The 25,868-nt window shown below is 69.0% G+C and carries 28 protein-coding genes; 21 read left to right on the forward strand and 7 right to left on the reverse strand.

Annotated elements, in window-relative coordinates:
- Positions 1–65 precede the first annotated feature (65 nt).
- Positions 66–1,145 carry a GTP cyclohydrolase II gene (gene ribA, locus NUW50_RS11625; protein ID WP_258289271.1) on the reverse strand — a complete coding sequence of 360 codons (1,080 nt, stop codon included), beginning with the start codon at positions 1,143–1,145 and terminating at the stop codon, positions 66–68.
- 157 nt (positions 1,146–1,302) lie between these two features.
- Between ribA and NUW50_RS11630 the strand changes: the two genes are divergently transcribed.
- From NUW50_RS11630 to NUW50_RS11675, 10 genes are all read left to right on the forward strand, one after another.
- A complete protein-coding gene (locus tag NUW50_RS11630; protein ID WP_258289272.1) occupies positions 1,303–1,989 on the forward strand; it encodes a response regulator transcription factor in 687 nt (228 codons plus the stop codon).
- 112 nt (positions 1,990–2,101) lie between these two features.
- A complete protein-coding gene (locus tag NUW50_RS11635) occupies positions 2,102–2,716 on the forward strand; it encodes a hypothetical protein (RefSeq protein WP_258289273.1) in 615 nt (204 codons plus the stop codon).
- An 803-nt stretch (positions 2,717–3,519) separates the two neighbouring features.
- On the forward strand, positions 3,520–4,308 hold the full coding sequence (locus NUW50_RS11640; RefSeq protein WP_258289274.1) for an exodeoxyribonuclease III: 789 nt from the start codon (positions 3,520–3,522) through the stop codon (positions 4,306–4,308).
- A gap of 275 nt (positions 4,309–4,583) precedes the next feature.
- Positions 4,584–6,068, forward strand: a complete 1,485-nt coding sequence (locus NUW50_RS11645; protein ID WP_258289275.1) for an FAD-binding protein — start codon at positions 4,584–4,586, stop codon at positions 6,066–6,068.
- The gene (locus NUW50_RS11650) at positions 6,065–6,466 is read left to right on the forward strand and encodes a DUF4383 domain-containing protein (protein ID WP_258289276.1); all 402 of its coding nucleotides are present in this window, start codon (positions 6,065–6,067) and stop codon (positions 6,464–6,466) included. Before NUW50_RS11645 ends, NUW50_RS11650 begins: the two co-directional genes overlap by 4 nt.
- Entirely contained in the window at positions 6,466–7,521 is a 1,056-nt protein-coding gene (locus NUW50_RS11655) for a hypothetical protein (protein WP_275982040.1), read from the forward strand. The genes NUW50_RS11650 and NUW50_RS11655 overlap by 1 nt, the downstream gene beginning before the upstream one ends.
- 24 nt (positions 7,522–7,545) lie before the next feature.
- Positions 7,546–7,842 (forward strand): hypothetical protein, encoded by a 297-nt coding sequence (locus tag NUW50_RS11660; RefSeq protein WP_258289278.1) that lies wholly within the window; start codon positions 7,546–7,548, stop codon positions 7,840–7,842.
- An 88-nt stretch (positions 7,843–7,930) separates the two neighbouring features.
- Positions 7,931–8,839 carry a thioredoxin family protein gene (locus tag NUW50_RS11665; protein ID WP_258289279.1) on the forward strand — a complete coding sequence of 303 codons (909 nt, stop codon included), beginning with the start codon at positions 7,931–7,933 and terminating at the stop codon, positions 8,837–8,839.
- A gap of 26 nt (positions 8,840–8,865) precedes the next feature.
- Positions 8,866–9,519, forward strand: coding sequence for an LON peptidase substrate-binding domain-containing protein (locus NUW50_RS11670; protein ID WP_258289280.1), 654 nt, complete (start codon positions 8,866–8,868; stop codon positions 9,517–9,519).
- Between the two features lie 65 nt (positions 9,520–9,584).
- Positions 9,585–9,740 (forward strand): Trm112 family protein, encoded by a 156-nt coding sequence (locus NUW50_RS11675; protein ID WP_258289329.1) that lies wholly within the window; start codon positions 9,585–9,587, stop codon positions 9,738–9,740.
- A 21-nt stretch (positions 9,741–9,761) separates the two neighbouring features.
- Here the strand turns inward: NUW50_RS11675 and NUW50_RS11680 are convergent, their stop codons facing one another.
- Positions 9,762–11,018, reverse strand: coding sequence for an FAD-dependent monooxygenase (locus NUW50_RS11680; protein WP_258289281.1), 1,257 nt, complete (start codon positions 11,016–11,018; stop codon positions 9,762–9,764).
- Between the two features lie 53 nt (positions 11,019–11,071).
- On the opposite strand from NUW50_RS11680, the gene NUW50_RS11685 reads away from it, so the two are divergent.
- From NUW50_RS11685 to NUW50_RS11700, 4 genes are all read left to right on the forward strand, one after another.
- Positions 11,072–12,403 (forward strand): amidase, encoded by a 1,332-nt coding sequence (locus NUW50_RS11685; RefSeq protein ID WP_443135109.1) that lies wholly within the window; start codon positions 11,072–11,074, stop codon positions 12,401–12,403.
- A 201-nt stretch (positions 12,404–12,604) separates the two neighbouring features.
- Positions 12,605–13,780: an aminotransferase class I/II-fold pyridoxal phosphate-dependent enzyme gene (locus NUW50_RS11690; protein WP_258289283.1), complete on the forward strand. Its 1,176-nt coding sequence runs from the start codon at positions 12,605–12,607 to the stop codon at positions 13,778–13,780.
- An 8-nt stretch (positions 13,781–13,788) separates the two neighbouring features.
- Positions 13,789–16,839 (forward strand): DNA translocase FtsK, encoded by a 3,051-nt coding sequence (locus tag NUW50_RS11695; RefSeq protein ID WP_258289284.1) that lies wholly within the window; start codon positions 13,789–13,791, stop codon positions 16,837–16,839.
- Positions 16,840–16,973: 134 nt separating this feature from the next.
- Entirely contained in the window at positions 16,974–17,576 is a 603-nt protein-coding gene (locus NUW50_RS11700) for a LolA family protein (RefSeq protein WP_258289285.1), read from the forward strand.
- Between the two features lie 15 nt (positions 17,577–17,591).
- Here NUW50_RS11700 and NUW50_RS11705 read toward each other — a convergent pair whose 3' ends face one another.
- Positions 17,592–18,179, reverse strand: a complete 588-nt coding sequence (locus tag NUW50_RS11705; protein WP_258289286.1) for a transglycosylase SLT domain-containing protein — start codon at positions 18,177–18,179, stop codon at positions 17,592–17,594.
- A gap of 234 nt (positions 18,180–18,413) precedes the next feature.
- Here NUW50_RS11705 and hspQ point away from each other — a divergent pair, with 234 nt between their 5' ends.
- Entirely contained in the window at positions 18,414–18,740 is a 327-nt protein-coding gene (gene hspQ, locus NUW50_RS11710) for a heat shock protein HspQ (protein WP_258289287.1), read from the forward strand.
- Between the two features lie 15 nt (positions 18,741–18,755).
- Here hspQ and NUW50_RS11715 read toward each other — a convergent pair whose 3' ends face one another.
- The 4 genes from NUW50_RS11715 to NUW50_RS11730 form a co-directional block, all read right to left on the reverse strand.
- A complete protein-coding gene (locus tag NUW50_RS11715; protein ID WP_258289288.1) occupies positions 18,756–19,142 on the reverse strand; it encodes a rhodanese-like domain-containing protein in 387 nt (128 codons plus the stop codon).
- Between the two features lie 23 nt (positions 19,143–19,165).
- The gene (locus NUW50_RS11720) at positions 19,166–20,746 is read right to left on the reverse strand and encodes a gamma-glutamyltransferase family protein (RefSeq protein ID WP_258289289.1); all 1,581 of its coding nucleotides are present in this window, start codon (positions 20,744–20,746) and stop codon (positions 19,166–19,168) included.
- Positions 20,747–20,808: 62 nt separating this feature from the next.
- Positions 20,809–21,267 carry an ATP-binding protein gene (locus NUW50_RS11725; RefSeq protein ID WP_258289290.1) on the reverse strand — a complete coding sequence of 153 codons (459 nt, stop codon included), beginning with the start codon at positions 21,265–21,267 and terminating at the stop codon, positions 20,809–20,811.
- A gap of 25 nt (positions 21,268–21,292) precedes the next feature.
- On the reverse strand, positions 21,293–21,637 hold the full coding sequence (locus tag NUW50_RS11730) for an STAS domain-containing protein (RefSeq protein WP_258289291.1): 345 nt from the start codon (positions 21,635–21,637) through the stop codon (positions 21,293–21,295).
- Positions 21,638–21,723: 86 nt separating this feature from the next.
- Between NUW50_RS11730 and NUW50_RS11735 the strand changes: the two genes are divergently transcribed.
- The 6 genes from NUW50_RS11735 to NUW50_RS11760 all read left to right on the forward strand — a co-directional run bounded on the left by NUW50_RS11735 (position 21,724) and on the right by NUW50_RS11760 (position 25,791).
- Positions 21,724–22,179: a GAF domain-containing protein gene (locus NUW50_RS11735; RefSeq protein ID WP_258289292.1), complete on the forward strand. Its 456-nt coding sequence runs from the start codon at positions 21,724–21,726 to the stop codon at positions 22,177–22,179.
- A 235-nt stretch (positions 22,180–22,414) separates the two neighbouring features.
- Positions 22,415–23,038 carry a LysE family translocator gene (locus NUW50_RS11740; protein WP_258289293.1) on the forward strand — a complete coding sequence of 208 codons (624 nt, stop codon included), beginning with the start codon at positions 22,415–22,417 and terminating at the stop codon, positions 23,036–23,038.
- Positions 23,035–23,448 carry a GFA family protein gene (locus NUW50_RS11745; protein ID WP_258289294.1) on the forward strand — a complete coding sequence of 138 codons (414 nt, stop codon included), beginning with the start codon at positions 23,035–23,037 and terminating at the stop codon, positions 23,446–23,448. Before NUW50_RS11740 ends, NUW50_RS11745 begins: the two co-directional genes overlap by 4 nt.
- A complete protein-coding gene (locus NUW50_RS11750) occupies positions 23,441–24,064 on the forward strand; it encodes a LysE family translocator (protein WP_258289295.1) in 624 nt (207 codons plus the stop codon). The genes NUW50_RS11745 and NUW50_RS11750 overlap by 8 nt, the downstream gene beginning before the upstream one ends.
- A 46-nt stretch (positions 24,065–24,110) precedes the next feature.
- Positions 24,111–25,004: a homocysteine S-methyltransferase family protein gene (locus NUW50_RS11755; RefSeq protein WP_258289296.1), complete on the forward strand. Its 894-nt coding sequence runs from the start codon at positions 24,111–24,113 to the stop codon at positions 25,002–25,004.
- Between the two features lie 130 nt (positions 25,005–25,134).
- Positions 25,135–25,791: a pseudouridine synthase gene (locus NUW50_RS11760; RefSeq protein WP_258289330.1), complete on the forward strand. Its 657-nt coding sequence runs from the start codon at positions 25,135–25,137 to the stop codon at positions 25,789–25,791.
- Positions 25,792–25,868 lie beyond the last annotated feature (77 nt).

Consider the following 25,868-nt stretch of genomic DNA (forward strand, 5'->3'; position numbering starts at 1 on the left):
TGTGCAAAGGGATCGGGCAGGAGCCTCCGGCGGGGATATTTGCAAGATGAAGCAGGGCAGGGCGGTCACAGCAGGTGCCCGGATTTCTTCGCCTTGGTTGCCAGATAGGCGCGATTCAGCGGCCCGTGCCCGGCCTTGAGCGGCACCCTCTCGACCACCTCTATCCCGCAATCTTCCAGCATCGCCACCTTGGCCGGGTTGTTGGTCAGCAGCCGGACGCGGGAGAAGCCCAGCTTGCGCAGCAGCTCGGCGCCGATCCGGAAGTCGCGCTCGTCATCCTCGAATCCCAGCCGGTGGTTGGCCTCGACCGTGTCGAAGCCCTGATCCTGCAGCGAATAGGCGCGCAGCTTGTTGGTCAGACCGATGCCGCGCCCCTCCTGGCTGAGATAGAGCAGCACGCCGGCGCCTTCTGCCGCCATCCGCTCCAGCGCGGCGTGCAGCTGCGGGCCGCAATCGCATTTCAGCGAGCCGAGCACGTCGCCGGTGAAACAGGCCGAATGCAGCCGCACCAGCGGGGCGCCGTCGCGGTCGGGGCGACCGATCTCCACCGCCGAATGCTCCTCGCTGCCATCCGCGGGGCGGAAGACATGCAGGCGCCCGGCCTGCGAGACCGCCATCGGCAGCCGGGCCGAGGCCAGTTCCGACATCACCGGCGCCAGATCGCCCTCTGCGGCGACATCGGCGGCATCCAGCCATGTAAGCTCGGGGTAGCGGGCATCGGCGGGCGGCGTGACGGCGACCACGGCGGGCAGCAGCCGGGCCGATTTCGCCAGCCGAATCGCGGCGCGGTGCAGGCTGGCGTCGGTGCCGCGTTCTTCGTTGAACGGGCCTTTCATCGGGTGGCTGAGATCGCGGGCCGGATCCGCCAGCGCCGCGACCAGCGCCTCGCTGGCATCCGCAGGCAGCCGCAACCGGGCCAGGTCGCCGTCATAGGCGCGCGCCTTCAGCGTTTCCGCCCGCCGCGCCGTCACCGCCACCACCGCCGGCCCCAGAGCCATCAACCCGGAAAGCCTTTCGGCCGAGACGCTCTCGGCCGAGGCCGCCAGCAGCCGGGTTCCGGCGCCGCGCAGTTCGACCGGCAGACCGATCCGCAGATCGGCCCGGGCACGGGCCAGCCGTTCGAAGGGGGTGGGCAGCAAGCTCATCGGTGTCCTTTGGGCCCTGATCTAGCCGCGATCTGTAGGAAAGTGAAACATTTGCCGCCCCGGTGACACGTCCGCGTGACGAAAGTGAAGCAAATCTTGTCGAGACTGCCGTCGCGCCACATGTCACGGGTAGGTGAACAGGCAAGGAGGGACCCGAATGGCCAATCTCAAGAAAATCCTGCTGGTCGATGACGATGACGATCTGCGCGAGGCTCTCAGCGAACAGCTGGTGCTGACCGAGGACTTCGACGTGTTCGAAGCCGCCAACGGCGCCGAGACGCTGGAGCGGGTCAAGGAACAGATCTACGACCTGGTGATTCTCGATGTCGGCCTGCCCGATACCGACGGGCGCGAACTCTGCAAGCGGCTGCGCAAGCACGGGGTCAAATGCCCGGTGCTGATGCTGACCGGCCATGACAGCGATGCCGACACGATCCTGGGACTCGACGCCGGGGCGAACGACTATATCACCAAGCCGTTCAAGTTTCCGGTCCTGCTGGCCCGGATTCGGGCCCAGCTGCGCCAGCACGAACAGTCCGAGGACGCCGTCTTCACCCTGGGACCCTACACCTTCAAGCCCGCGATGAAGATGCTGATCGACGAGCGCGACCGGAAGATCCGGCTGACCGAGAAAGAGACCAACATCCTCAAGTTCCTCTACCGGGCCACCGAAGGCGTGGTGCCGCGGGATGTGCTGCTGCACGAGGTCTGGGGCTACAACGCCGGCGTTACCACACATACGCTTGAAACCCATATCTACCGGCTGCGGCAGAAGATCGAACCCGATCCGTCGAATGCCCGGCTGCTGGTGACCGAATCGGGCGGCTACCGGCTGGTGGCCTGAGAGCGCTGGAGACCGGCCCGCAGCCCGGGCCGGTCACCGCCGCGCGGAATTCATTTGACCCCGGGGCAAAGCGCCCACAGCATCGCGGCAGTTCCTGCTGGAGAGAGTGATCATGCGAAATGCCCTGGTATCCGCTGCCCTGACCCTTGCCCTGACGGGGGCGGCGGCCTCGGCCGAGACCTCGATGGGCGTGCTGGCCCCGCAGCTGCCGATGGAGTCGCAGGATGGCGCCTGGGTCGCCTCGGAGTCCGGCGGCGCCTATACGCTTCTCAACCGGACCGAGCCCTCGGCGCTACGCTACTATTACGTCGTTCCCGGCGATCCGGTCGATGCGACGGTGGGGGTCGATGTCGTGCTGGGGCCTGACCCGGACCCGCAGGCCTTCGCCGGGATCATCTTCGGCTTCCACCCCGATACCCGTTTCTACCACATCTTCGCGCTCGGCGCCGATGGCAGCCTGCTGGTCTTCAACCGTGACGGCGGCGGGCTGAGCCTGATGATGAAATCCACCAGTGACGCGGTGAAGCCGGGCGGGTGGAACCGGCTTCAGATCGTCGAGCAGGGCGACGAGGTCAGCTTCACCGTGAACGGCACCGAGATCGGCGCGCTCGGGTCCGAGGGCATGGGGCAGGGCGGCTTCGGGATCGCCGTTGCGGGCCTCGTGCAGGCCAGCTTTGCCAATTTCACCGCCCGGGATGCCAAGGGGCCGATCGGCGCCCCGAAGTGATTTCAGGAAAGTCGCACGCGGCCCGGAACCATTCCGCAGGTCGCGCGTTGGTTGTGCAAGCGGGGTCGCGATGTCCCGTCCCGACCTGCTTGCCTCGTGATCAACTTGGCCGGGCCCTGTGCCCGGCCCTTCTTTTCCGGCCCGGACACATCGGGCCCCGCGCCCCCCGCAGGGACGGCCGCCATGCCGGCACCATCGCACCACGAGTCCTGCCCCGAGTCTCTTTTCCGGAGGATGGTCATCAAACCCGTGGTGGGACGCATCGTCGCAGCGCCATGGCGGCATCCGGCCGGGGTCGGGCGATCTGGGCCGCCCCGGCAGGCCCGCATCACTGGAGAGATCGCGCGATACGGCCGCCATCCACGCCGAAAATCCTTTGCGGGCCAGGATTTGAGCCCCGTGGCAGAGACCCGGATTGCCACCGGCGATGGCGCGCAACAGCGCCGGAACAGGCCACGGCCCGGGTTCGCCTGCCGGTTGACCCGAGGTCGGGTATCCCTGACTTTCAAACGGTTGTTTTTCGCGCTATTGTCAGACCAACAGCAGTGCTGTCCCACTGCTGGTCTTCATCCCGCCGCTGCATCCGGGTAATGATGCGGTACCTCCCTGTTGGACTGGCCCGGGCTTCGTGCCCGGGCTTTTTTTGGACCGCCGGCCGCCTGGGCAGGCTTTCGCGGCGTGACGGTCCATGCATCCGCGCCGGCATCGCATTCGGAGCGCTGGCCCTGCCAGGGGCGGGCGGCGCTGGACATGCCGGTCGCCGGGCTTTAGCCCTGCCGGGATCGCAGCCTGAGGAGACGCGGATGCCCTTCACCCTTGCCACCTGGAACATCAACTCGATCCGCCTGCGCGAAGGGCTTGTGGCCAGGCTGATGACGGAGGAGGCGCCGGACGTGATCTGCCTGCAGGAATGCAAGTCGCCGGTCGAGCTGATCCCGCTGGAGCAGTTTCGGTCCCTGGGCTATGGCCATATCGTGGCCCGTGGCCAGAAGGGCTACAACGGCGTGGCGATCCTGTCGAAACTGCCGCTGGAGGACATGGGCGACCGGGATTTCGCGCAGATGGGGCATGCCCGCCATGTCGCGGCGCGGCTGCCGAACGGGGTGACGATCCACAATTGCTATGTGCCGGCGGGCGGCGATGTGCCGGACCGGGCGGTGAACGAGAAATTCGGCCAGAAGCTCGACTGGGTCAGCGAGCTGCGCGACTGGGGCCGCGAGGAGCAGCCGAAGAAGTCGATCCTGGTCGGCGATCTGAACATCGCGCCGCGGGAAGACGATGTCTGGAACCACAAGCAGCTTCTGAAGATCGTCAGTCACACCCCGGTGGAGACCGAGCTGCTGCTGTCGGCGCAGGAGGCCGGGAACTGGGTCGACATCACCCGGCAGGACATCCCCGAGGGGCAGCTCTATTCCTGGTGGTCCTACCGCGCCGCCGACTGGGACGCGGCGGACAAGGGCCGGCGGCTGGACCATGTCTGGGCGACGCCGGACATCTCGGGCGCGGCCCATTCCAGCCGGGTCCTGCGCGCCGCGCGGGGCTGGGAAAAGCCCTCGGACCACGCCCCGGTCTTCGCCACCTTCGATCTCTGATCCGGCGGAGCCGACTGCGTCGGCACGCCTTTCCCGTGCCGCCTTCGGCGGCGGCCTCCGGCGGGAGTATTTCCCAGCCAAAGACGGTGGCGGTGAGTCGCCGGGGCAACAGCTGGCGGCGGCCTGTCCGTCCGGACGCCGGAAGCGACGTAACGTCACCCGGCTCCGGTTATGGAATACCTGACTGTCGGTGCGGCGTGCTTGCGTGATTGGCTGCGTGCCGGAAGGTCAGGGGACGAGGACGGGATGCCGGGACGGGACGCAGGGGCGCAGGCATGGGACTGACACGAAGAGCCCTGCTTCTGGGCGGCGGCGCCCTGGCCGGCGGTGCCGCGACGCGCTGGATCGGCGGCCGCAACCCGTCGCTGGCCGGAACGGCACTGCTGCAACCGAAGGGCGGCGCCGGCGTGCTGAACGATGCCTCGCTGCTCTCGGAAACCCCGATCCACAGGCATCTTACCCTGACCGAGGCGCCCGGCGATGCCCTGGTCGCGGCGCTTCGCAAGGAACTGCGCGAGGCCGCCGCTGCGGGCCGTCCGGTGACGATCGGCGCCGCCCGGCATTCGATGGGCGGCCAGGCGATCCCGCGCGACGGCCATGCGATCACCTTCGACAACGGTCTGGTCGAGCCGGACCGCGCCAACGGGACCTACCGGGTCCATGCCGGCGCGCGCTGGAGCCAGGTCATCGCGGCGCTGGACCCGATCGGGTTCTCGCCCAAGGTCATGCAGTCGAACAACGATTTCGGGGTCGCTTCCACCTTCAGCGTCAACGCGCATGGCTGGCCGGTGGCGATGGGGCCGATGGGATCGACGGTGCGCGAGATCCGGATGCTGCTGCCGGACGGAGATCTGGTGACCGCCTCGCGCAGCGAGAATGCCGATCTGTTCCGGCTGGCAATGGGCGGCTACGGGTTGATCGGCCTGATCGTCGATCTGGTGGTCGAGATGGTGCCGAACCGGATGCTGACCCCAAGCTTCGCGCGGATGCCGGCGGCGGAGTTCGCCGCCCGTTTCGTCGCCGAGCTTCGTCAGCCCGAAGTCTCGATGTGCTATGGCCGGCTGAATGTCGAACGCGGCGATTTCTTCAGCGAGGCGCTGCTGGTCAGCTATCGGGACGCCGCCGAGCAGTCCGACCTGCCGCCGGCGGCGGGATCGGGCTGGATGGCGCGGCGGGCGCGCGACATCTTCCGGGCCCAGCTGGGCAGCGACCCGGTGAAATCGGCGCGCTGGTGGACCGAGGCCTGGCTGGGGCCGCGGCTGGCCGGGGACGCGACCCGCAATTCGCTGATCAACGAGCCGGTGGCGACGCTGGACGACCGCGACCCGACCCGGACCGACATACTGCACGAATATTTCGTGGCGCCGGAACGCTTTGCGGAATTCGTGGAGCTTTGCCGCGCGGTGATCCCGTCGAGCTATCAGGAGATGCTGAATGTCACCCTGCGCCATGTCGAGACCGATCCGGACAGCGTCCTGGCCTATGCGACCGGGCCACGGATCGCGGCGGTGATGCTGTTTTCGCAGGAAATGACCGCACGGGCCGAGGCCGACATGACCCGGATGACCCGGGCACTGATCGACGGCACGATCTCCATCGGCGGCAGCTACTACCTGCCCTATCGGCCCCATGCGACGGTGGCGCAGCTGCATGCCGCCTATCCCCGCGCCGCCGAGTTCAGCGCCGCCAAGCGGGCACTGGACCCGAAGCTGGTGCTGCGCAACAATCAGTGGGACAGCTACCTGGGGGTCGAGGCATGAGCCGTCTGCGCCTGCTGACTCTGGCCTATTTCGTGGCGCTCCTGGGGGCCGCGGCGCTGAACTACATCCCCGGCCTGACCGATGATCAGGGCCGCGCCTTCGGCATCTTCGCGCTGGATATCTTCGACGATTCCCTGCATCTCGCCTCGGCGCTCTGGGCCCTGGCGGCGGCGCTGATCTCGCGGCAAGCGGCGCGGACCTTCCTGATCCTGTTCGGTGCGCTCTATCTGGGTGACGGGGTGCTGGGCTGTTTCACCGGCTCGGGCTATCTCGATTTCGGCATCTTCCAGAACGGCGTGCTCGACATCTCGACCCGGCTCAAGGTGCTCTCCAGCCTGCCGCATGTCCTTCTCGGAGGCGTTGCCCTGCACGCCGGCCTGTTGCTGGAGCGCAGGTGATGCGGCTCTGGCGCTGGCTCAGGCGTCTGGCCCTGGCGCTGGTGCTGCTGATCCTCGGCCTGCTGTCGCCGGTGGCCTATGTCGAACTGGCCTGCCGCGGCGCGCCGGTCGAGGACGGCTATGCGCCGCTGATCGCCGACCCGGCCTGGCAGCGCAACGAAAGCCGGACCTACACCACCTATCCGGAATGGCACATCGTCTATGCCTACGAGGATTATGCCGAGGTGCTGAAACGCGGCGACCCGCAGGATTTCGGCTATCTCCGGGCGATCACCGGCTTCTGGTCGGCGGCCTGCCCGCTGGCCCGGACGGCGGCGGCGCATGGCGGCTTCGACACCCGCTCGAAACAGTCGATCTACACGATCGGCGTGTCCTTCACGCTCGAGATGCTGATGAAGGCGGCCTATGAGGAAACCTTGGGCCGGGGGGCGACCTGGATTCGCGGGCCCGAGCGATCGGCGCTGGACCATGTTTCCGCGCGTCAGGCGGGTCTCTACAGTCGGTTCCTGCATCAGGTGCCCTGGTACAAATGGGATTTCCGGAACTCGGCCAGGGAGTTGACGGCGACGCCGGCCAGGGGCTTCCGCGACCATGAGCGGCGCCTGGCCCTCGGGCTCGAATACCGGGCCAAGGCGGTCTATGCCGGGCTCATCGAGCGGGCCGTGCAGGAGGTCGGCGCCGACCAGCTGCGGATGCGCTCGATCGTCGCCGGACTGCCGCCCGAGACCCTGGCCGCCCTGCCGCAGGTCGCGGTGATCGCCGAGCGGCCCGAAGGGGTCGAGATCGAGACCCCGCGCTACGAGGCGTTCAACAGGCTGGCGATCCGGATTGCCGATGCGGGCGGAGACTTCGTCGAGATCGCCGGCAACGACCAGATCATGGTGACGGTGCTGGGCAGCGGTGCGGCGCCTGTCGGGCGGCTGATCCACAGTGCCCGGCGCCAGGGGTTCGGCGACAGCCGCCAACTGCTGGAACTGCCGGTGCCCGAACTGGCGGGTGCGATCCGGACCCTGGCTTCGGGCCCGCTGCGGCTGGAGCATGTCTATGACTATTGAGCCGCGCATCGCCCCGGTGCGCCGATGATCCGCCGCCTGCTTCTGGCACTGCCGCTGGTCCTGCTGGGCTGGATCGGGGTCATGGCCGGGGTGATGCTGGTCTCGGATGCCGCCCCCGGCGCGGTGGTCCTGTTCCCTTCGCCGCATCTGCTGGAACGGATGCCGGACGCCGCGGTGCTGGGCCGGGGCCGGTTCTGGATCGCGCTGCAAAGCCCGCAGGAAGACTTCGGCCGGGCGCTCTATGGCGCCGGCGCCCTGCTGGTCCTGCCGGCCGGGCTGACCGGCTGCCTGCCCCTGCCGGCCGGGGCCGGGGGCGGCTGAAACCTCCGTCCGATGCGACCCGCCGCCGCGCCGACCTTGCAACAGGCGGCCGTTTGCCCCATCTAACGACCGACCCCGGAGGACTATCATGCTGGAACTTGGCACCCAATCCAAAGCCCCCGCCGACGCCGACCTGATCAAGGACGGCTCTGAAGCCACATTCATGGCCGACGTCATCGAAACCTCGAAGACGGTGCCTGTGATCGTCGATTTCTGGGCGCCCTGGTGCGGCCCGTGCAAGACCCTCGGCCCGGCGCTCGAGGCCGCCGTCAAGGCGGCCAACGGCAAGGTCCGGATGGTCAAGATCGACGTCGATAAGGCACCGCAGATTTCCGCCCAGCTGCGGATCCAGTCGATCCCCACCGTCTACGGCTTCTGGCAGGGCCAGCCGGTTGACGGCTTTCAGGGCGCGGTCCCGGCCTCGCAGATCAACGAGTTCATCGCCAAGCTGTCCGCCCTGGCGGGCGATGGCGGCCTGGGCGAGGCGGTCGAGGCGGCCGAACAGATGCTGGCCGAAGGCGCCGCCGTCGATGCGGCGCAGACCTTCGCGGCGATCCTGGAGGAAGACCCGAAGAACGCCGCGGCCTATGCCGGGATGGTCCGCGCCCATATCGCGATGAACGACCTGGAGAATGCCGAGGCGATCCTGAACGGCGCCCCGGCCGAGATTTCCCACGCCCCGGAACTGGAAGCCGCCCACGCGCAGCTCGAACTGAAGAAACAGGCGGCGGATGCCGGCCCGGTGACCGACCTTCTGGCCGCGGTCGAGGCCGATCCGGACAACCATCAGGCGCGTTTCGATCTGGCCAAGGCGCTGCATGCCTCGGGCAAGGTGCAAGAGGCGGTGGACCAGCTGCTGGAACTGTTCCGCCGCGACCGCGAGTGGAACGACGGTGCCGCCAAGGCGCAGCTCTTCACCATTTTCGAGGCGCTGAAACCGCAGGACCCGATCGCCCTGGCCGGCCGGCGGCGGTTGTCGTCGATGATATTTGCCTGATCCGCGGCCCGCGCTAGATCAGCCTCATGTCGCGCCCCGCCGATCTGCCGGAGATCATCCCGCTGTTTCCCCTGCCGGGGGTTCTGCTGCTGCCGCGCGCGCGCCTGCCGCTGCATGTCTTCGAGCCGCGTTACCTGGCGATGGTGGACGATTGTCTCAAGACGCCTGACCGTCTGATCGGCATGGTGCAGCCGCGCCAGCCGGCGCCGGGCACCGATCCCGGCAACGGTCTGCAATCCATCGGCTGCGCCGGGCGGCTGACCGGGTTTTCCGAGACCGAGGACGGCCGCTACATGATCTCGCTCACCGGCGTGTCGCGATTCCGGATTCGCGGGCTGGTCGATGGCTTCACTCCCTATCTGCGGGCCGAGGTCTCCTGGGACGGGTTCGAACGCGACCGCGGCAAGTCCGAGACCGATCCGGGCTTCGACCGCGAGGCCTTCCTGTCGCTGCTGGGCCGCTTCTTCGCCCGGCACGAGCTGGGCACCGACTGGGATTCGCTGCGGCAGGCGGATGACGAGCTGCTGATCAACTCGCTGTCGATGCTGGCGCCGTTCGAGGTCGAGGACCGGCAGGCGCTGCTGGAAGCGCCCAGCCTGACCACGCGGCGCGAGACCCTGGTGGCGCTGATCGAATTCGCGCTGCATTCCGATGGCCATTCCGAGGAGACCCGCCAGTGAGCGATGACCCGACCACCCCCGAGGCGCCCGAAGCCGGCCCGACCGGCGCCCTGTTCGACCGGCGGATGCTCGAGGCGCTGGTCTGCCCCGAAACCCAGGGTCCGTTGACATGGGATGCCGAGCGGCAGGAACTGATCTCGAAAGCCGCCGGGCTGGCCTATCCGGTCCGCGGCGGGATTCCGATCATGCTGGTGGACGAGGCCCGCCGACTCGACCCCTAGGCAGAACGCGGGGAAGGTCGGCTAGATCGGCAGGCCGCGGTTCAGCCGCGGCACCTCTCCGGTCAGTCCCGCGGCCTCGCGGATCAGGTTGCGGCGCAGCGGCGCCAGCCGGTTCACTAGCCCCAGGCCCAGATCACGCCCTGCGCGCAAGACGCTGGAATCGTTCGAGAACAGTCGCACGGTCGCATCCATGGCCAGTGCCAGCGTCACCACGTCGAAGCGCCGCCAGGACTGGTAGCGACGCAGCACGTCGATGCGTCCGATATCCTCGCCCCGGCGCCGGGCCCGGACCAGAACCTCGGTCAGCGCGCCGACATCCTTCAGCCCGGCGTTCAGCCCCTGTCCCGCCACCGGATGCACCGCATGGGCGGCATCGCCCAGCAATGCCACGCGGTCGCGGACATAGTCATGGGCGACGCTCATGCTCAGCGGATAGCAGAACCGGGCGCCGGCCAGCGCGATCTCGCCCAGATACGAGCCGAACCGGGGCCGCAGCTCTTCCAGAAAGGCTTCGTCCGGCAGCGCCGAAATGCGCGCGGCCTCGGCGGTGGTCTCGGTCCAGACGATGGACGAGCGATTGCCCGGCAGCGGCAGGATCGCCAGCGGGCCGGGCGGCATGAAGAATTGTTGCGCAGTGCCGTGATGCGGCAATTCGTGCTCGACCGCACAGACCAGCGACGACTGGCCATATTCCCAGCCCCAACGGTTGATCCCGGCCCGCTGCGCGGTGGCCGAACGCTTGCCGTCGCAGCCGACCAGCAGCGCTGCCGTCAGTTCGGAGCCGTCCGAGAGGCTGACCGTCACCGCGCCCGGCCCGGCCGCATGTCCGGTGACCGAGGCGCCCGCGATCTGCCGGATCGCCCCGGTTTCGGCCACCATCGCCATCAGCGCCGGCCGCAGATGCCGGTCTTCCAGCATATAGCCCATCGGGCCTTCTTCGATCTCGGCATGGTCGAATTCCAACACGAGCGGCGAGGGCCCTTCGCCGGCGCGCCCGTCCGAGACCTTGATGTTCAGGATCGGCTGGACCTGCGCCGTCACCCGCTCCCAGATTCCGATCGCCGCCAGCAGCCGCTGCGAGGAAATCGACAGCGCATAGCCGCGCCCGTCGAACCCGGCATCGGCCCGTGTCGCGGCGGCCAGCGGATCGACCAGGATCACCCGCAGCCCGGCCTGCGCCAGGGCCAGCGCCAGGGCGGTGCCGTTCAGCCCGCCGCCCGCAATCAGAACATCCGTATCCATGGCCCGATTTACGGCGCTGCGGGCGGGATTGTCCATGCGGCCCGGCGCCGCTAGCCTGCGCCCGACCACAGGGAGAGGCTGCGATGAGCGTGGATTGGCTGAAGATGACCGCCGCCGAACAGGGGCGCGAGATCGGCGCCGGGCGGATCGACCCGGTGGCGCTGACCGAGGCGCATCTCGATGCCATCGCGGCGCATCCCTTCGGACCCCGGATCTACGCCCGCACCACCCCCGACCGGGCAAGGGCCGAGGCGCAGGCCGCCGCCCAGCGGGCCCGGCAGGGCCTGCGTCGGGGGCCGCTGGACGGGGTGCCGATCAGCTGGAAGGATCTCTACGACACCGCCGGGGTCGAGACCTGCTCGGGCTCCGACCTTCTGGCGGGCCGGGTGCCCCTTGCCGATGCCGAAGTGCTGAAGAACGCGACCCTGCAAGGGCTGGTCTGCCTGGGCAAGACCCATCAGACCGAACTGGCGTTCTCGGGGCTGGGGCTGAACCCGGTGACCGAAAGCCCGCCCTGCGTGAACGACACCGAATCCGTGGCCGGTGGCTCGTCCTCGGGCGCCGCGACCTCGGTCGCCTTCGGGCTGGCGGCGGCGGCGGTCGGCTCGGACACCGGCGGCTCGGTGCGGATTCCGGCGGCATGGAACGATCTCGTCGGCCTGAAGACCACGGCGGGCCTTCTGTCGCTGAAAGGCGTGGTGCCGCTGGCGGCGCGTTTCGACACCGTCGGGCCGCTCTGCCGCTCGGTCGAGGATGCGGCGCTGATGCTCGCGGCCCTTGGTGGTGGCGCGGCGCCCGATCTCGAGGGCGCCAGCCTGGCGGGCAAGCGGCTGATGCTGCTGGAAACCATCGTGATGGATGACCTGCGCGAGGCGCCCCGGCGCGGTTTCGGCCAGGCGGTGGAGCGGCTTCAGGCGGCGGGGGCGCTGGTCGAGCGGCGGGAACTGCCCTGGCTGGAGGAAACCTTCCCGATCATCGGCCCCCTGTTCGCGGGTGAGGCCTGGGGCACCTGGAAAGCTGCCATCGAGGCCGCGCCCGACAAGATGTTCCCACCGATCCGCGAACGCTTTCAGGGCGGCGCGGCGTTTTCGGCCGCCGATTTCGTGCAGGCCTGGCAGAAGCTGGACCAGCTGCGCGCCCGCTGGTCCGCCGCGGTCGCCGGATATGATGCCGTCATCCTGCCCTGTTCCGCGATCCAGCCGCCGAATGCGGCCCGGCTCCTGGCCGATCCGGACTTCTTCACCACCGAGAACCTGCTGGCGCTGCGCAACACCCGGCTCGGCAACATGATGGGCGTCTCGGCCCTGACCCTTCCGACCGGCGTGCCATCGGCCGGGATCATGTTCTTTGCGCCGCCCTTCGCCGAATCCGCGCTCCTGCGACTCGGCCAGGCGGCGGAACGGGCGCTGTCGGCGGGCTGAAACCGGCCCGAGCCGGGCCGTCTCGGCCAAAAACCGGCGACCTGGGCAGCACATCGGCCGGCACTGGCGCAAATGCCACAGCACTGCCGCGCAACCGACGAAATTCGCTGCGATTTTCTGGACCTGGGCCGGCGCCCCGGCTATCGTCGGGGCGAACGGGGCGCCATGACTCCGGATGATATGAGGCAGTAGCAGGGTCAGATGACCTTTCCCAAGCGGTTCCAGGACCTGCCAGATTACGCGTTTCCGCGTCTGCGGAAGCTGCTCGACGCGCATGCGCCGGGCGGCGAGGTCATTCACATGACCATCGGCGAGCCGCGCCACCCGTTCCCGGACTGGGTCGGTCAGGTGCTGGCCGAGTCGCTCGACGGGTTCTCGGTCTACCCGCCCGGCAACGGCACGCCGGAACTGCTCGAAGCGATCTCGGGCTGGATCGGGCGCCGCTACGGCGCGGTGGTCGAACCCGACCGGCTGATGGCGCTGAACGGGTCGCGCGAAGGGCTCTTCGACACCGCGGTGGCGCTCTGCCCGGAAGAAAAGGCCGGGGCCCGGCCGATCGTGCTGATCCCGAACCCCTTCTATCAGGTCTATGCCGTCGCGGCCCTGGCCGTATCGGCCGAGCCCTGCTATGTCGCCGCCACCGCGGCAAACGGTTTTCTGCCCGATTTTGCCGGCCTGCCGAAAGCGGTGCTGCAACGGACCGCCATCGCCTATCTCTGCTCGCCCGCCAACCCGCAGGGCGCGGTCGCCGGCCGGGACTATCTGCGCGACCTCCTGGCGCTGGCCGAGACCTACGACTTCAAGATCTTTCTCGACGAATGCTATTCCGAGATCTACCGCGATGCGCCGCCGCTCGGCGGGCTGGAACTGGCGGCCGAGATCGGCGCCGACCCCGAGCGGCTGGTGGTCTTCAACTCGCTGTCGAAACGTTCGAACATGCCCGGCCTGCGTTCGGGCTTCGTCGCCGCCGGCCCGCAGAGCATGGCGCAGATCCGCCGCTTGCGGGCCTATTTCGGGGCGCCGCTGCCGCTGCCACTGCAACGGGTCTCGGAACGGCTCTGGTCCGATGAGGACCATGTGGTGGCGAACCGGGCGCTCTATGCCGAGAAATTCGACATGGTCGAGCAGATATTCGCCGGCCATCAGGGCTGCAAGGTGCCCGAGGGAGGGTTCTTCCTCTGGCTGCCCGTGGAGGATGGAGAGGCCGCAGCGCTGAAGCTGTGGAAGGAAACCGGCGTCCGGGTTCTGCCCGGCGCCTATCTGAGCCGCGAGACCGGGGGGCACAACCCCGGCAAGGGCTATGTGCGCGTCGCTCTGGTGGCGCCCAAGGACGAACTGCAGCGCGGGCTGACCCGGCTCCGCGACTGTCTGATGTGAGGTAGAAGATGGCTTATCAGGTTCGGCAGCGCGATCCCCTGTTCGATCGGACCACGCAAGCGGTGATCGAGCGTCGTGGCAAGGAATTGCTGGGCGTCGGCCTGCTGATCGTGGCGGTTCTGGCGGCGATGATCCTGGGCTCCTACACGCAGGATGATCCCTCCTGGCTGTCGGCCACCGATGAACCCGCGGCCAATCTTCTGGGCCGCTTCGGCGCCTCTCTTGCGCAACCGACCTTCATCATCGTCGGCTGGGGCGGCTGGGCGCTGCCGCTGGCGGCGCTGGTCTGGGGGCTGCGCTTCGTGCTGCACAGGGGCGAGGAGCGGGCCCTGGGCCGGGCGATCTTCACCCCGATGCTGGTGGCGCTGGCCTCGGTCTATTCCGCGACCCATGTGCCGAGCGCGGCCTGGACCCACAGCTTCGGCATGGGCGGGCTGTTCGGAGACACGGTGCTGGGCGCGATCCTGAACATCCTGCCCTTCAGCGCCGGGTTCGGGCTCAAGATGATGGCGCTGCTGATCGGGGTCGGGCTGCTGGCCTTCGCCCTCTTCGTGCTGGGCTTCACGCCGCCGGAACTGCGCCAGATCGGACGTTTCCTGATGGTCGGGATCATCATGACTTATGCCGCGATCCTGCGGCTGCTGCGGGTCTCGGGAGCGCTCGCGCTGGCCGGAAGCCGCGCCGTCGCCGGGCGCACCGCCGACTGGACCCGGCAGCGGCTTGCAGACCGGGCCGAGGCCCGCGCCCGGGCCCGCGCCGAAGCGGAAGCCGAAGCCAGCGTGCCGGCGCCGCAGGCCCGAGGGCGCAGCGCCGAAATCCACTACCCGTCCCATGTCCAGACGCATGGCGCTGCCGCCGCACCGCATCCGGCCGCCGAAGCCGGTCATGGCCGCCGCCCGCTGGTGGCCCCGTCGCGCTATGCCGAACCGTCGCCCCTGACGGCCGGCGAGGGCGACTCCCCCTTGCACCAGCCGTCACCGAAACCCTCGCTGCTGTCCCGCGTGCCCTCGTTCCTCAAGCGCCACGCGGCTGCCGAGGCCGAGGTCGAGGACTGGAACGACGAACAGCTGGCCGAGGCCGCGCAGGACGAGACCCTGGGCGACGACCGGATCCGCGCCAAGATCGCCAGTGTCATCAACGCCCGCGCCCGGGCCAAGCCGACCCTGACCCTGGGCCGTGCCGAGCCGCCGGTGCAACGGCCGCGCGGGCCGCAGCCGATCCTGTTCGACAAGACCAAATATCCCAACGGCGGCCCGCCTTCGGGGCGCATTCCCCCGGCCCCGCCGATGCATGCCGAACCCGAAACCCTCGTCTATGACGATCCGGTCCAGCCCGGCACCGGGGCCGCCGCTCTGGGCCATGAGCCGCTGATCGCCGAACCCCTGTTCGAGACCGAGGAAAAGCCGCAGGGCTATCGCCCCTCCTACGGCGCGCCGATCCCGGACGCCAAGAAGGTCGTGCAGCACCCGCCGAAGAAGACGGTCAAGCCCTCGCGCCAGGCCCGGGCCGAGGCGCAACCGCGGCTGGCCTTCGACGACTCGGCCTCGGACTATGAGATGCCGCCCCTGTCGCTGCTCGCCTCGCCCGAGGTGATCCAGCGCCACCACCTCTCCGAGGAATCGCTGGAAGAAAACGCAAGGATGCTGGAAGCGGTGCTCGACGACTATGGCGTGAAGGGCGAGATCGTCGCCGTGCGCCCCGGTCCGGTGGTCACCATGTATGAACTGGAACCGGCGCCGGGCCTGAAGGCCAGCCGGGTGATCGGCCTTGCCGACGACATCGCGCGCAGCATGTCGGCCCTGTCGGCCCGGGTCTCGACGGTGCCGGGCCGTTCGGTGATCGGCATCGAGCTTCCGAATGCGCAGCGCGAAAAGGTGCTGCTGCGGGAAATCCTCTCGGCCCGCGACTTCGGCGATGCCAACATGCGGCTGCCGCTGGCACTGGGCAAGGATATCGGCGGCGACCCGATCGTCGCGAATCTGGCCAAGATGCCGCACCTGCTGATCGCCGGGACCACCGGCTCGGGCAAGTCGGTGGCGATCAACACGATGATCCTGTCGCTGCTCTACAAGCTGACGCCCGAGGAATGCCGGCTGATCATGATCGACCCGAAGATGCTGGAACTCTCCGTCTACGACGGCATTCCGCACCTGCTCTCGCCGGTCGTGACCGACCCGAAAAAGGCGGTCGTCGCCCTGAAATGGGTCGTCGGCGAGATGGAAGAACGCTACCGCAAGATGTCCAAGATGGGTGTTCGGAACATCGAGGGCTTCAACGGCCGCGTGCGCGAGGCGCTGGCCAAGGGCGAGACCTTCAAGCGCACGGTGCAGACCGGCTTCGACGACGAGACCGGCGATCCGGTGTTCGAGACCGATGAATTCACCCCCGAGACCCTCCCCTATATCGTCGTGATCGTCGACGAGATGGCCGACCTGATGATGGTCGCGGGCAAGGAGATCGAGGCCTGCATCCAGCGTCTGGCGCAGATGGCGCGGGCCAGCGGCATTCACCTGATCATGGCCACGCAGCGGCCTTCGGTCGATGTCATCACCGGCACGATCAAGGCCAACTTCCCGACCCGGATTTCCTTCCAGGTCACCTCCAAGATCGACAGCCGCACGATCCTCGGGGAAATGGGCGCCGAACAGCTGCTGGGCATGGGCGACATGCTCTACATGGCCGGCGGCGCCAAGATCACCCGGGTTCACGGCCCCTTCGTGTCGGACGAGGAAGTCGAGGAAATCGTCAACCATCTGAAGAGCTTCGGCCCGCCGGAGTATTTCGCGGGGGTCATCGAAGGCCCCTCGGACGACGACCGCGAGACCTCGATCGACGAGGTGCTGGGTCTGGGCACGGGCGCCGAGGGCGACGCCGCGCTCTACGACATGGCGGTGGCCATCGTCGCCAAGGACCGCAAATGCTCGACCTCCTACATTCAGCGCAAGCTGGCAATCGGCTACAACAAGGCGGCGCGGCTGGTCGAGACGATGGAAGAGAACGGCGTGGTCTCCGCGGCCAACCATGTCGGCAAGCGCGAAATCCTGGTGCCGGAGCACTGAGAGGCGGGCCGCAGGCGCGGGCAGGCGGCCGGCCTGCCGCCCCCGCCGGCGCCTTTTCGCGGGTCACGATGCACTGACGCGCTCGTGACGCGAATTCGGGTGCAAGACGGCATGCGCCGGGCTATTTTGGACCCATGATGATGACCCGTCTTCTGCTCGCGCCCCTGCTGGTGCTGACCCTCGCATTCCCGGCCGCGGCCGAGAAACTGTCGCTGGATGCCATTTCGGCCTATCTGAACGGCCTGAAGACCGCCCAGGCAAGCTTCACCCAGCTCAACGACGACGGATCGATCTCGACCGGCACGATTTATATCAAGCGCCCTGGCCGGGTGCGCTTCGAATACGATCCGCCCGAGCAGGCGCTGGTGCTGGCCGGCGGCGGCCAGGTGGCGATCTTCGACGCCAAGTCGAATGCCCCGCCCGAGCAGTATCCGCTGAAGCGCACGCCGCTGAACCTGATCCTGGAAGCCAATGTCGATCTGGCCCGGCGCAACATGGTTGTCGGCCATAGCTCGGACGGCAAGACCACCACGGTGACGGCGCAGGACCCCGAAAACCCGGAATACGGAACCATCCAGCTGGTCTTCACCGGCAATCCGGTCGAGCTGCGGCAATGGGTGATCACCGACGGCACCGGCACCCAGACCACCGTGGTTCTTGGCGCGCTGACCAGGGGCGGAGACTTTCCGCCGTCGCTGTTCAACGTGACGGTCGAGAGCCAGAAGCGCGGGCTCTGAAACCCGGGCCGGGCGCTACCGCGCCTTCCGGCAGTTGGCCAGTTGCGCGGCATAGATCTCGGCGCGCTCGCCCACCTCGCCGGCGACCCGGACCAGCCATGACTTCGCCTTGTAGGAGCCGCGGGAATAGCCGGTGTGGCCCTCGTGATAGGCCAGGTACTGGTTCCGTGCGTCGGTCTTTGCGATGCCCAGCTTCTGGCTGGACTTGTCCATGTACCAGCCCATGAAATCGGTGGCGTCCGAGATGCGGTCGCGCCGCGCCCCGCGATGCCCGGTGGCGCGCTTGTATTCCTCCCAGGTCGCGTCCAGCGCCTGGCTGTAGCCATAGGCCGAGGACTGGCGGCCCATCGGGATCACCCCCAGCACATATTGATGCGGGGTCCGGGCGTTGCCGATGAATTTCGATTCTTGGTAGATCGTCGCCATCTGGACATGGACCGGCACGCCCCAACGGCGCTCGGTCACCCGCATGGCGCGCAGATACTTCGGCCGCTCGGAAACGATCGCGCAGGCATCGTCCAACTGGCGCGGAGCCGAGAAATTGCCGCTGCCGCAGCTTGCGACCAGAACCAACATTGCCATGGCGCGCAGAGTTCTGCTCATCTGCCCTCGATGCCTCGTGTCGCTTCTTGTTTGTCGTTTCTTCTTGGCCCCAGTATTACCGGAAATCGGCCCGGGGGGGAACGCGAAAAACCCGGCTTCCGCCTCACGTTCCGGCCAGCCGTCGGGCGCGACTGTCGGACTGTGTTCCACAGACTGTTTCTGCGGATCTGGTTCCTGACGGATTTACTTTCCGACCGGTTCGACGCTAGGAGTTGTCCCGGGGGACGATCACATATGCTCAAGACCAGAGCGAAGTACCATCTGGGCCAGGTTGTCAGGCATCGAAAGCATCCGTTTCGCGGAGTGATCTTCGATGTCGATGCGATATTCTCCAATACCGAGGAATGGTATCGCTCGATTCCCGAGGAAAGCCGCCCGTCCCGGGATCAGCCGTTCTACCACCTTCTGGCCGAGAACGGGCAGTCGCATTACGTCGCCTATGTCTCGGAACAGAACCTGATCCCCGACTATTCGGGCGAACCCGTGGACCATCCCGATCTCGAGGATCTGTTCGGCGAGTTCGAAGACGGCCAGTATCCGCTGCACTTCCAGATGAACTAGGCGGATTTGCGCCGGTCAGCCCTGCTCGACCGGCAAACCCGCGGCTTTCCAGGCCGCGAAGCCGCCTTCCATCTCGGCCACCTTCTCCACCCCCATGTCCATCAGCGCCGCCGCCGACAGGGCCGAACGCAACGCCCCGGCGCAGAACAGCACCAGCTTGCGGCCATCGGCCAGCGCCGGCTTGTGATAGGGGCTGGCCGGATCGACCCAGAACTCCAGCATTCCGCGCGGGGCGCGGAAGGCGCCGGGAATCCGGCCGTCGCGTTCCAGTTCGCGCGGGTCGCGGATATCGACCAGCAGATAGGCGCCGGCCTCGGCGCCGCGGCGGGCCTCTTCCAGCGACAGGGTCTCGATCCGCGCCTTGGCGGCGGCAACCATGTCGAGAACGGGGGTGATGGGCATGGGCTCTCCGATGTCTGGTGTCGTCAATATCCGATGGCGCAGCCATCCTTGCGCGGGTCCGAGCCGCCGACCAACACGCCGTTGCCATGGTCGATGCGGATCGCCTGACCGCCACCGATGGGCGAAGGCGCCTCGGCGATCCTGTGTCCCATCCCGGCCAGCGTCTTGAGCACCCCGGGGGCATAGCCGCGCTCGACCGAAAGCGTGCCGGCGTCGGCAAAACAGCGCGGGCCGTCCAGCGCCTCCTGCGGGTCCAGCCCATAGTCGATGATGTTGCTGACCACGCGGGCATGGCCGCAGGGCTGATAGGCACCGCCCATGACCCCGAAAGGCATCACCACCCGGCCGGCTTCCTTCAGCATCCCGGGAATGATCGTGTGCATCGGCCGCTTGCCGCCCGCCGCCTCGTTCGGATGCCCCTCGGCCAGGGTAAAGCCGGCGCCGCGGTTCTGGAACAGCACGCCGAACTTGCTGCTGGCCAGGCCCGAGCCGAAGGCGTGATAGATCGAATATATCAGCGATACCGCCATCCGGTCGCGATCGACCACGGTCAGATAGACCGTGTCGCGATGCACCGCCTCGGCCAGCGGTTCCGGCGCAGCCATGGCCCGGTCCGGCTCGATCAGCGCCGCCAGCCGCGCCGCCGTGCGATCCGATATCATGTGCTCCAGCCGCGTCGTCCGGTCCGGATCGGCAATGAAGCGGTTGCGCGCGTCATAGGCCAGCTTGGTCGCCTCGGCTTCCAGATGCGCCCGCTCGGCGCCGAAGGGATCGAGTGTTTCCAGGTCGAAATGCGACAGGATCTTCAGCATCAGGATCGCCGTTGCGCCCTGGCCGTTCGGCGGATGCTCGACCAGTTCGACATCCTTGTAGCGGCCCGCGATCGGATCGACCCAGTCGCAGGCGGTGGCGGCGAAATCCTCCAGCGTATGGCTGCCGCCCAAGGCGCGGAGCGAGCTGACCATGTCCTCGGCCACCTCGCCCTCATAAAAGGCGGCGCGGCCGTCGCGGGCGACGCGGCGCAGGATTTCCGCCTGCATCGGCGCCCGGAAGGTCTGGCCCATCACCGGCACCCGGCCGTCCAGAAGATAGAAGTCGCGCGCCGCCCCGCTCAGCGTGGCCTGATGGCCGGCCCAGTCCCAGCCGGTCCGGGCGCCGACCGGCACGCCTTCCTCGGCATAGTGGATCGCCGGCGCCAGCGAGTCGGCCAGCCCCTTGCGGCCCCAGTCCGCCGACAGCCGGCAGAAGGCGTCGATGGCCCCGGGAACCGTGACCGCCTCGGGGCGGTTCAGCGGCACCGTCGTCAGCCCCTCGGCCCGCAGCGCCGCCGCATCCAGCCCGGCCGGGGCGCGGCCCGAGCCGTTCAGCGCCAGGATCCGCTCTTCCCCCGGCGGCTTCAGCAGCACGAAGCAGTCGCCGCCGATACCGGTCGAGGCCGGCTCGCAAATCCCCAACAGGACCGCCCCGGCGATGGCGGCATCGACGGCATTGCCGCCGTCCTTCAGGATTTGCAGCGCGGCCTCGGCGGCGATGCCATGCGAGGTCGCGACCATGCCGTTGGCGGCCACCACGGGCGAGCGGCCGGGAAGCTGGAAATCGCGCATCTGTCATCCCCCTGATCGTGCGGCCCCATCCTAGGCCGGATCGGGGGCGAGGCAAGCCGAAGTCAGGCCCGCCGCCGGGCCGTCAGCCGGAACCGAAGCCGATTGCAGCCCGGCGTCCGGCAATAGCCGAGATCGCGGGTCAGCCGGTGGATCAGCGGCCAGCCAAAACCGCCCTCGGGCAGGTCCTGCGGATCATGGCCGCCGGAGCACGGCCCCGGCAGCTCGCCTTCCGGCAGTGGCCGGCCATGGTCGGTCACCTGGCAGGTCAGCGCCTCGGCGTCCAGCGACAGCGCCAGCTCGATCATCCCCGTCGCATGGCCGGCATAGGCATGTTCGACGACATTGTTCAGGACCTCGGCCAGCACCAGCTCGGCCATCGCGCGGTCATCCTCCAGCACCCGCGCACCGCTCAGCACCGCATGGACCCGGCGCAGGGCCCGGCGCACCGCCCGCGGATCGGCGCCGAAGGAAAGCCGGACCACCATGTCCGGCTCCGCAGGTTCGACCGGCAGCTGGATCATTCCGCCCGGTTCCGCCGCCCGGCCGTCATGGCATCTGCGCGGCATCGCTGCAGGCCGCCGCGACCGAATCATGGATGCGGAAGACATCGTCCATCCGGGTCAGCCGAAACACCTTGGCCACCGCGGGGGTCAGCCCGGCCAGTTCCAGCCGGCGCCCGGGGCCGAGCTGCTTCATCACCGCCACGATGGCGCCAAGACCACTCGAATCGATGAAACCGACCTGGCCGAGGTCCAGCACCACCCGGCCGCTCTCGGACCCGGTCAGCGCCTTCATCCCGTCCTTGAAGTCGATCGCCCCCGCCGCGTCGATCCGCGCGCCCTCGAACCGCACCGCAAGGCCGCCGTCGAAAGGGTCTGCCACCAGGGTCATCGCCACACTCCATCCGGTTTGGCTTGCAGCCTAGCGCCCAATCCCTAACATCCCGTCACCCCGCGCCGGGGCCGGAGACCATGCCGATGCGGGCCGATTACCCCAGCCTCTCGAAGACCATCGCCAGCCTGACCGAGGGCGAAGAGGACACGATCGCGCTGATGGCGACCCTGGCCTGCGAGCTGCACCATGCCGACGACCGTTTCGACTGGACCGGCTTCTACCGGGTGGTGGCGCCCGACCTGCTCAAGATCGGCCCCTATCAGGGCGGGCACGGCTGCCTGGTGATCCCCTTCTCGCGCGGGGTCTGCGGCGCCGCGGCGCGCAGCGGCGAGGTGCAGCTGGTCGCCGATGTCGATGCCTTCCCCGGCCATATCGCCTGCGCCAGCTCGACACGGTCCGAGATCGTGCTGCCGGTGAAGGATGCCGCGGGCCGGGTGCTCGCGGTGCTCGACATCGACAGCAACCGGCCCGACGCCTTCGACGCCGAGGATGCAAGGGCGCTGACGGAGATCCTGACGGCGGTGTTCGCGCGGAGGTGAGGCGCGCCGCCGCGCCCGGCGCGACCGCGATGGAATGGCGCGCGCGCATAGGCACCGACAGGGCCGTGGTCGGGTGCCGGATGCCACGCGGCATCGCGCCGACCGTCGGGCCATCGCCTCCGCCGAACAAATGTCGGTGCCGCCCCGCCTGCCGCCCTGTCCGGCTCTGGACCCCGCTTCCGCCGCCGCGCTAATCTGGCCGCGACCGGCGCAGACCCGCGCCCGAAGGACACCGATGGATCTGCATGGCTGGAGCGTTTTCGCGCTGTTCTGGGTGGTTTTCGTCACCACGCCGGGACCGAATGCGGTCAATTGCATGCAGAACGGCATGGCCTACGGGCTGCGCCGGTCGCTCTGGGGCGTGGCGGCGATCCTGACCCAGGCCAGCCTGTTCCTCTGCCTCTCGGCGCTCGGCGTCGCGGCGCTGATCGCCACCTCGCCGCAGGTCTTCTTCTGGGCCAAGATGCTGGGCGCCGGCGTGCTGGTCTGGCTCGGCCTGCGCGGGCTCTGGGCGGTGCGCCGGCCGATCCGCGATGTGCCGCGCTCGGGCCGCTCGATCTATCTGCGGGCGCTGCTGATCGCCACGGTGAACGCCAAGAGCCTGGCCGGCTACCTCGCCGCCTTCACCCAGTTCGTCCAGCCCGACGTGCCGATCGGCCGGCAGATGTGGGCCATCGTGCCGACCGCCCTGACCATCACCGCCACCAGCTATGTCAGCTATACCGCGCTCGGCGCCGGTCTGGGCCGGATCGCCCTGGGGGCGGTGCTGAACCGCTGGTTCCGCGGCGCCATGGCGCTGTGCTTCATCGTCTACGGGCTGCTGCTCGGCGGCTCGGCCTGGCAGGGGCGTGTGACATGAGCGCTCCGGCCGCCGGGCCGATGCTGGGCGCCTCCTGCCTCTGCGGCGGCGTCCGGTTCCGCCTGCCGCAGCCCGATGGCCCGGTGACCGCCTGCCATTGCCGGCAGTGCCGCAAGACCTCGGGCCATTATTCCGCCTCCTTCGACCTGCCGGAAGCGGCGCTGATCTGGGACAGCCGCGAGACCCTGGCCGAATATGCCACCCCGGGCGGAGCGACGCGGGGCTTCTGCCGGCGCTGCGGGTCCAGCCTCTGGTTCCGTGCCGCGGACGGCGGCTTCTGCGTCGAGGCCGGCGCGGTGGAAGGCCCGACCGGGCTGCGGCTGGCGGCGCATATCTGGACCGGGGCCAGGGGCGACTACTACCGGATTTCCGACGCGCTGCCGCAACACGAGGGGCCGGGTGATGCTTGAGCTCCTGCCGGCGATCCCGGCCGCCACCTGGTTCACCTTTCTCGCCGCCTCGATCGCGCTGAACCTGACGCCCGGGTCGGACGTGATGTTCATCTCGGCCTCGGCGGCCGCCGGCGGGCCGCGCGCCGGGGTGGCGGCGGCGCTGGGCATCTCGGCCGGCAGCCTGCTGCATGTGGCGCTGGCGGTGCTGGGCGTGGCGGCGCTGATCCAGAGCTCGCAGGCGGCCTGGCTGATCCTGCGCTGGGGCGGCGCGGCCTATCTGCTGTGGCTGGCCTGGGGGTTGTGGCGCGCACCGCCGCCGGGTCGGACCACCGGCGGCAACCGCCGGGCCTGGCGGGCGTTCCGGCGCGGCGCGGCGAACTGCGCCCTGAACCCCAAGGTCTCGGTCTTCGTGCTGGCCTTCCTGCCGCAGTTCGCCGATCCGGCGCTCGGCCCGCTCTGGGTCCAGATCGCGCTCTTCGGCCTGGTCTTCGCGCTCGGCTCGGTGCCGGTGAACATCGGCTGGGCGCTGGCCGCCTCGGCCCTCGGCGCCCCGATCCGCCGCGCCGGACGGATGATGAACCGCCTCGCCGCCGGGGTCTTCGCCCTGCTGGCGGCGCGGCTGGTCTGGGAGTAGATGGCGTCCGAAACGGGCTGCGGCCCCTCGGCATTGGAGTTGCGCTATGGCAGATGTGATTCTTCTGGACGGCGGCATGGGGCAGGAGCTCGTCCACCGCTCCGGCGAAGAGCCGACCCCGCTCTGGGCGACGCGGGTGATGCTGGACCACCCGGGCATGGTGCAGGCGATCCATGCCGATTACTTCGCCGCCGGGGCGACGCTGGCGACGGTGAATTCCTATGCGATCCACCGCGACCGGCTGGTCGGCCATGGCGTCGAGGACCTTTTCGAAAGCCTGCTGGCCCGGGCGCTGGACGAGGCGCGGGCGGCAAGGGCGGCGCATGGCAGTGGCCGGATTGCCGGCTCTCTCGGCCCGCTGGCCGCCTCCTACCGGCCCGAACTGCATCCGCCGCACGACCGCGCCGTCGCGCTCTATGCCGAGGTCGCCCGCCTGCTGGCCCCCGGCGTCGATCTGCTGCTCTGCGAAACCGTCGCCTCGCTGGCCCATGCCCGCGCGGTGCTGGAAGGCGCCCTGAGCACCGGCCTGCCGGTCTGGCTCTCGGCCACCGTGGATGACGAGGACGGGCGCCGCCTGCGCTCGGGCGAGCCGGTCTCGGAATTCGCCGCCCTGGCCCGCGACGGCGCCGCGGCGGTGCTGGCCAATTGCTCGGCCCCCGAGGCGATGCCGGCGGCGCTGGAGGCGCTCGCCGCGGCGGACCTGCCCTTCGGCGCCTATGCCAACGGCTTTCACGAGATCACCAAGGATTTCCTCAGGGATTCCCCGACCGTGTCGAGCCTCGGCGCCCGCACCGATCTCTCGCCCGAAGGCTATGCCCGCAGCGTGCTCGGCTGGGTCGAGCAGGGCGCCGGCATCGTCGGCGGCTGCTGCGAGATCGGCCCGGCGCATATCGCCGAACTGGCGCGGCAGCTGCGGGCCGCCGGGCACCGGATCGTCTGAGCGCCGGACCGGCTTCACCTTGCAAATATCCCCGCCGGAGGCGCCCGGCCCCGCCGCCCGCGCCGGCCGCCTGGGGCCGGGGCGCGCCGGCACCCTTCCACCGACGCGCGAAAGCGCCTATCCCGACCCGATGAGCCTGCCTGCCGATAGCTACGACCCGCCGCAGACCCCGCTCGAGGTGCTGCACAGCGACGACCATCTCCTGCTGCTGAACAAGCCCGCCGGCCTGCTCTCGGTGCCGGGCAAGGGGCCGCATCTGGCCGATTGCCTGCTCGCCCGCGCCCAGGCCGAATTCCCCGAGGCGCTGCTGGTCCACCGGCTCGACCGCGACACTTCGGGGATCATGATCTTCGCCCGCACCGCCCGGGCGCAGCGCCACCTCGGCCTGCAGTTCGAGAAACGCCAGCTCTCGAAATTCTATGTCGCCCGGGTCTGGGGCGAGATGGCCGAGGACGCCGGCACCGTCGATCTGCCGATCATCGTCGACTGGCCGAACCGGCCCCGGCAGAAGATCGACCATGAGACCGGCCGCAGGGCGGTCACCGACTGGAAGGCGGTGCGCCGCGCCGATGGCGAGACCCGGGTGCATCTGTTCCCGAAGACCGGCCGCAGCCACCAGCTGCGCCTGCACATGCGCGAACTGGGGCATCCGATCCTCGGCGACCCCTTCTATGCCAGCGGCCCGGCCCGCGACTTTCCCCGGCTGATGCTGCATGCCGAGGGGCTGAAGCTGCGCCACCCCGAAGGCGGCGCGGTGATGAAATTCTCCTCGCCCTGTCCGTTCTAGGGGCGCGGCGGTTTCGGATCGCTGCGCGATCCGACCGGGGGGGGGGGGGGGGGGGGGGGGGGGGGGGGGGGGGGGGG

Origin of the sequence: Frigidibacter sp. ROC022, from assembly GCF_024723735.1 — a bacterium.
Classification (GTDB): domain Bacteria; phylum Pseudomonadota; class Alphaproteobacteria; order Rhodobacterales; family Rhodobacteraceae; genus SLM-1.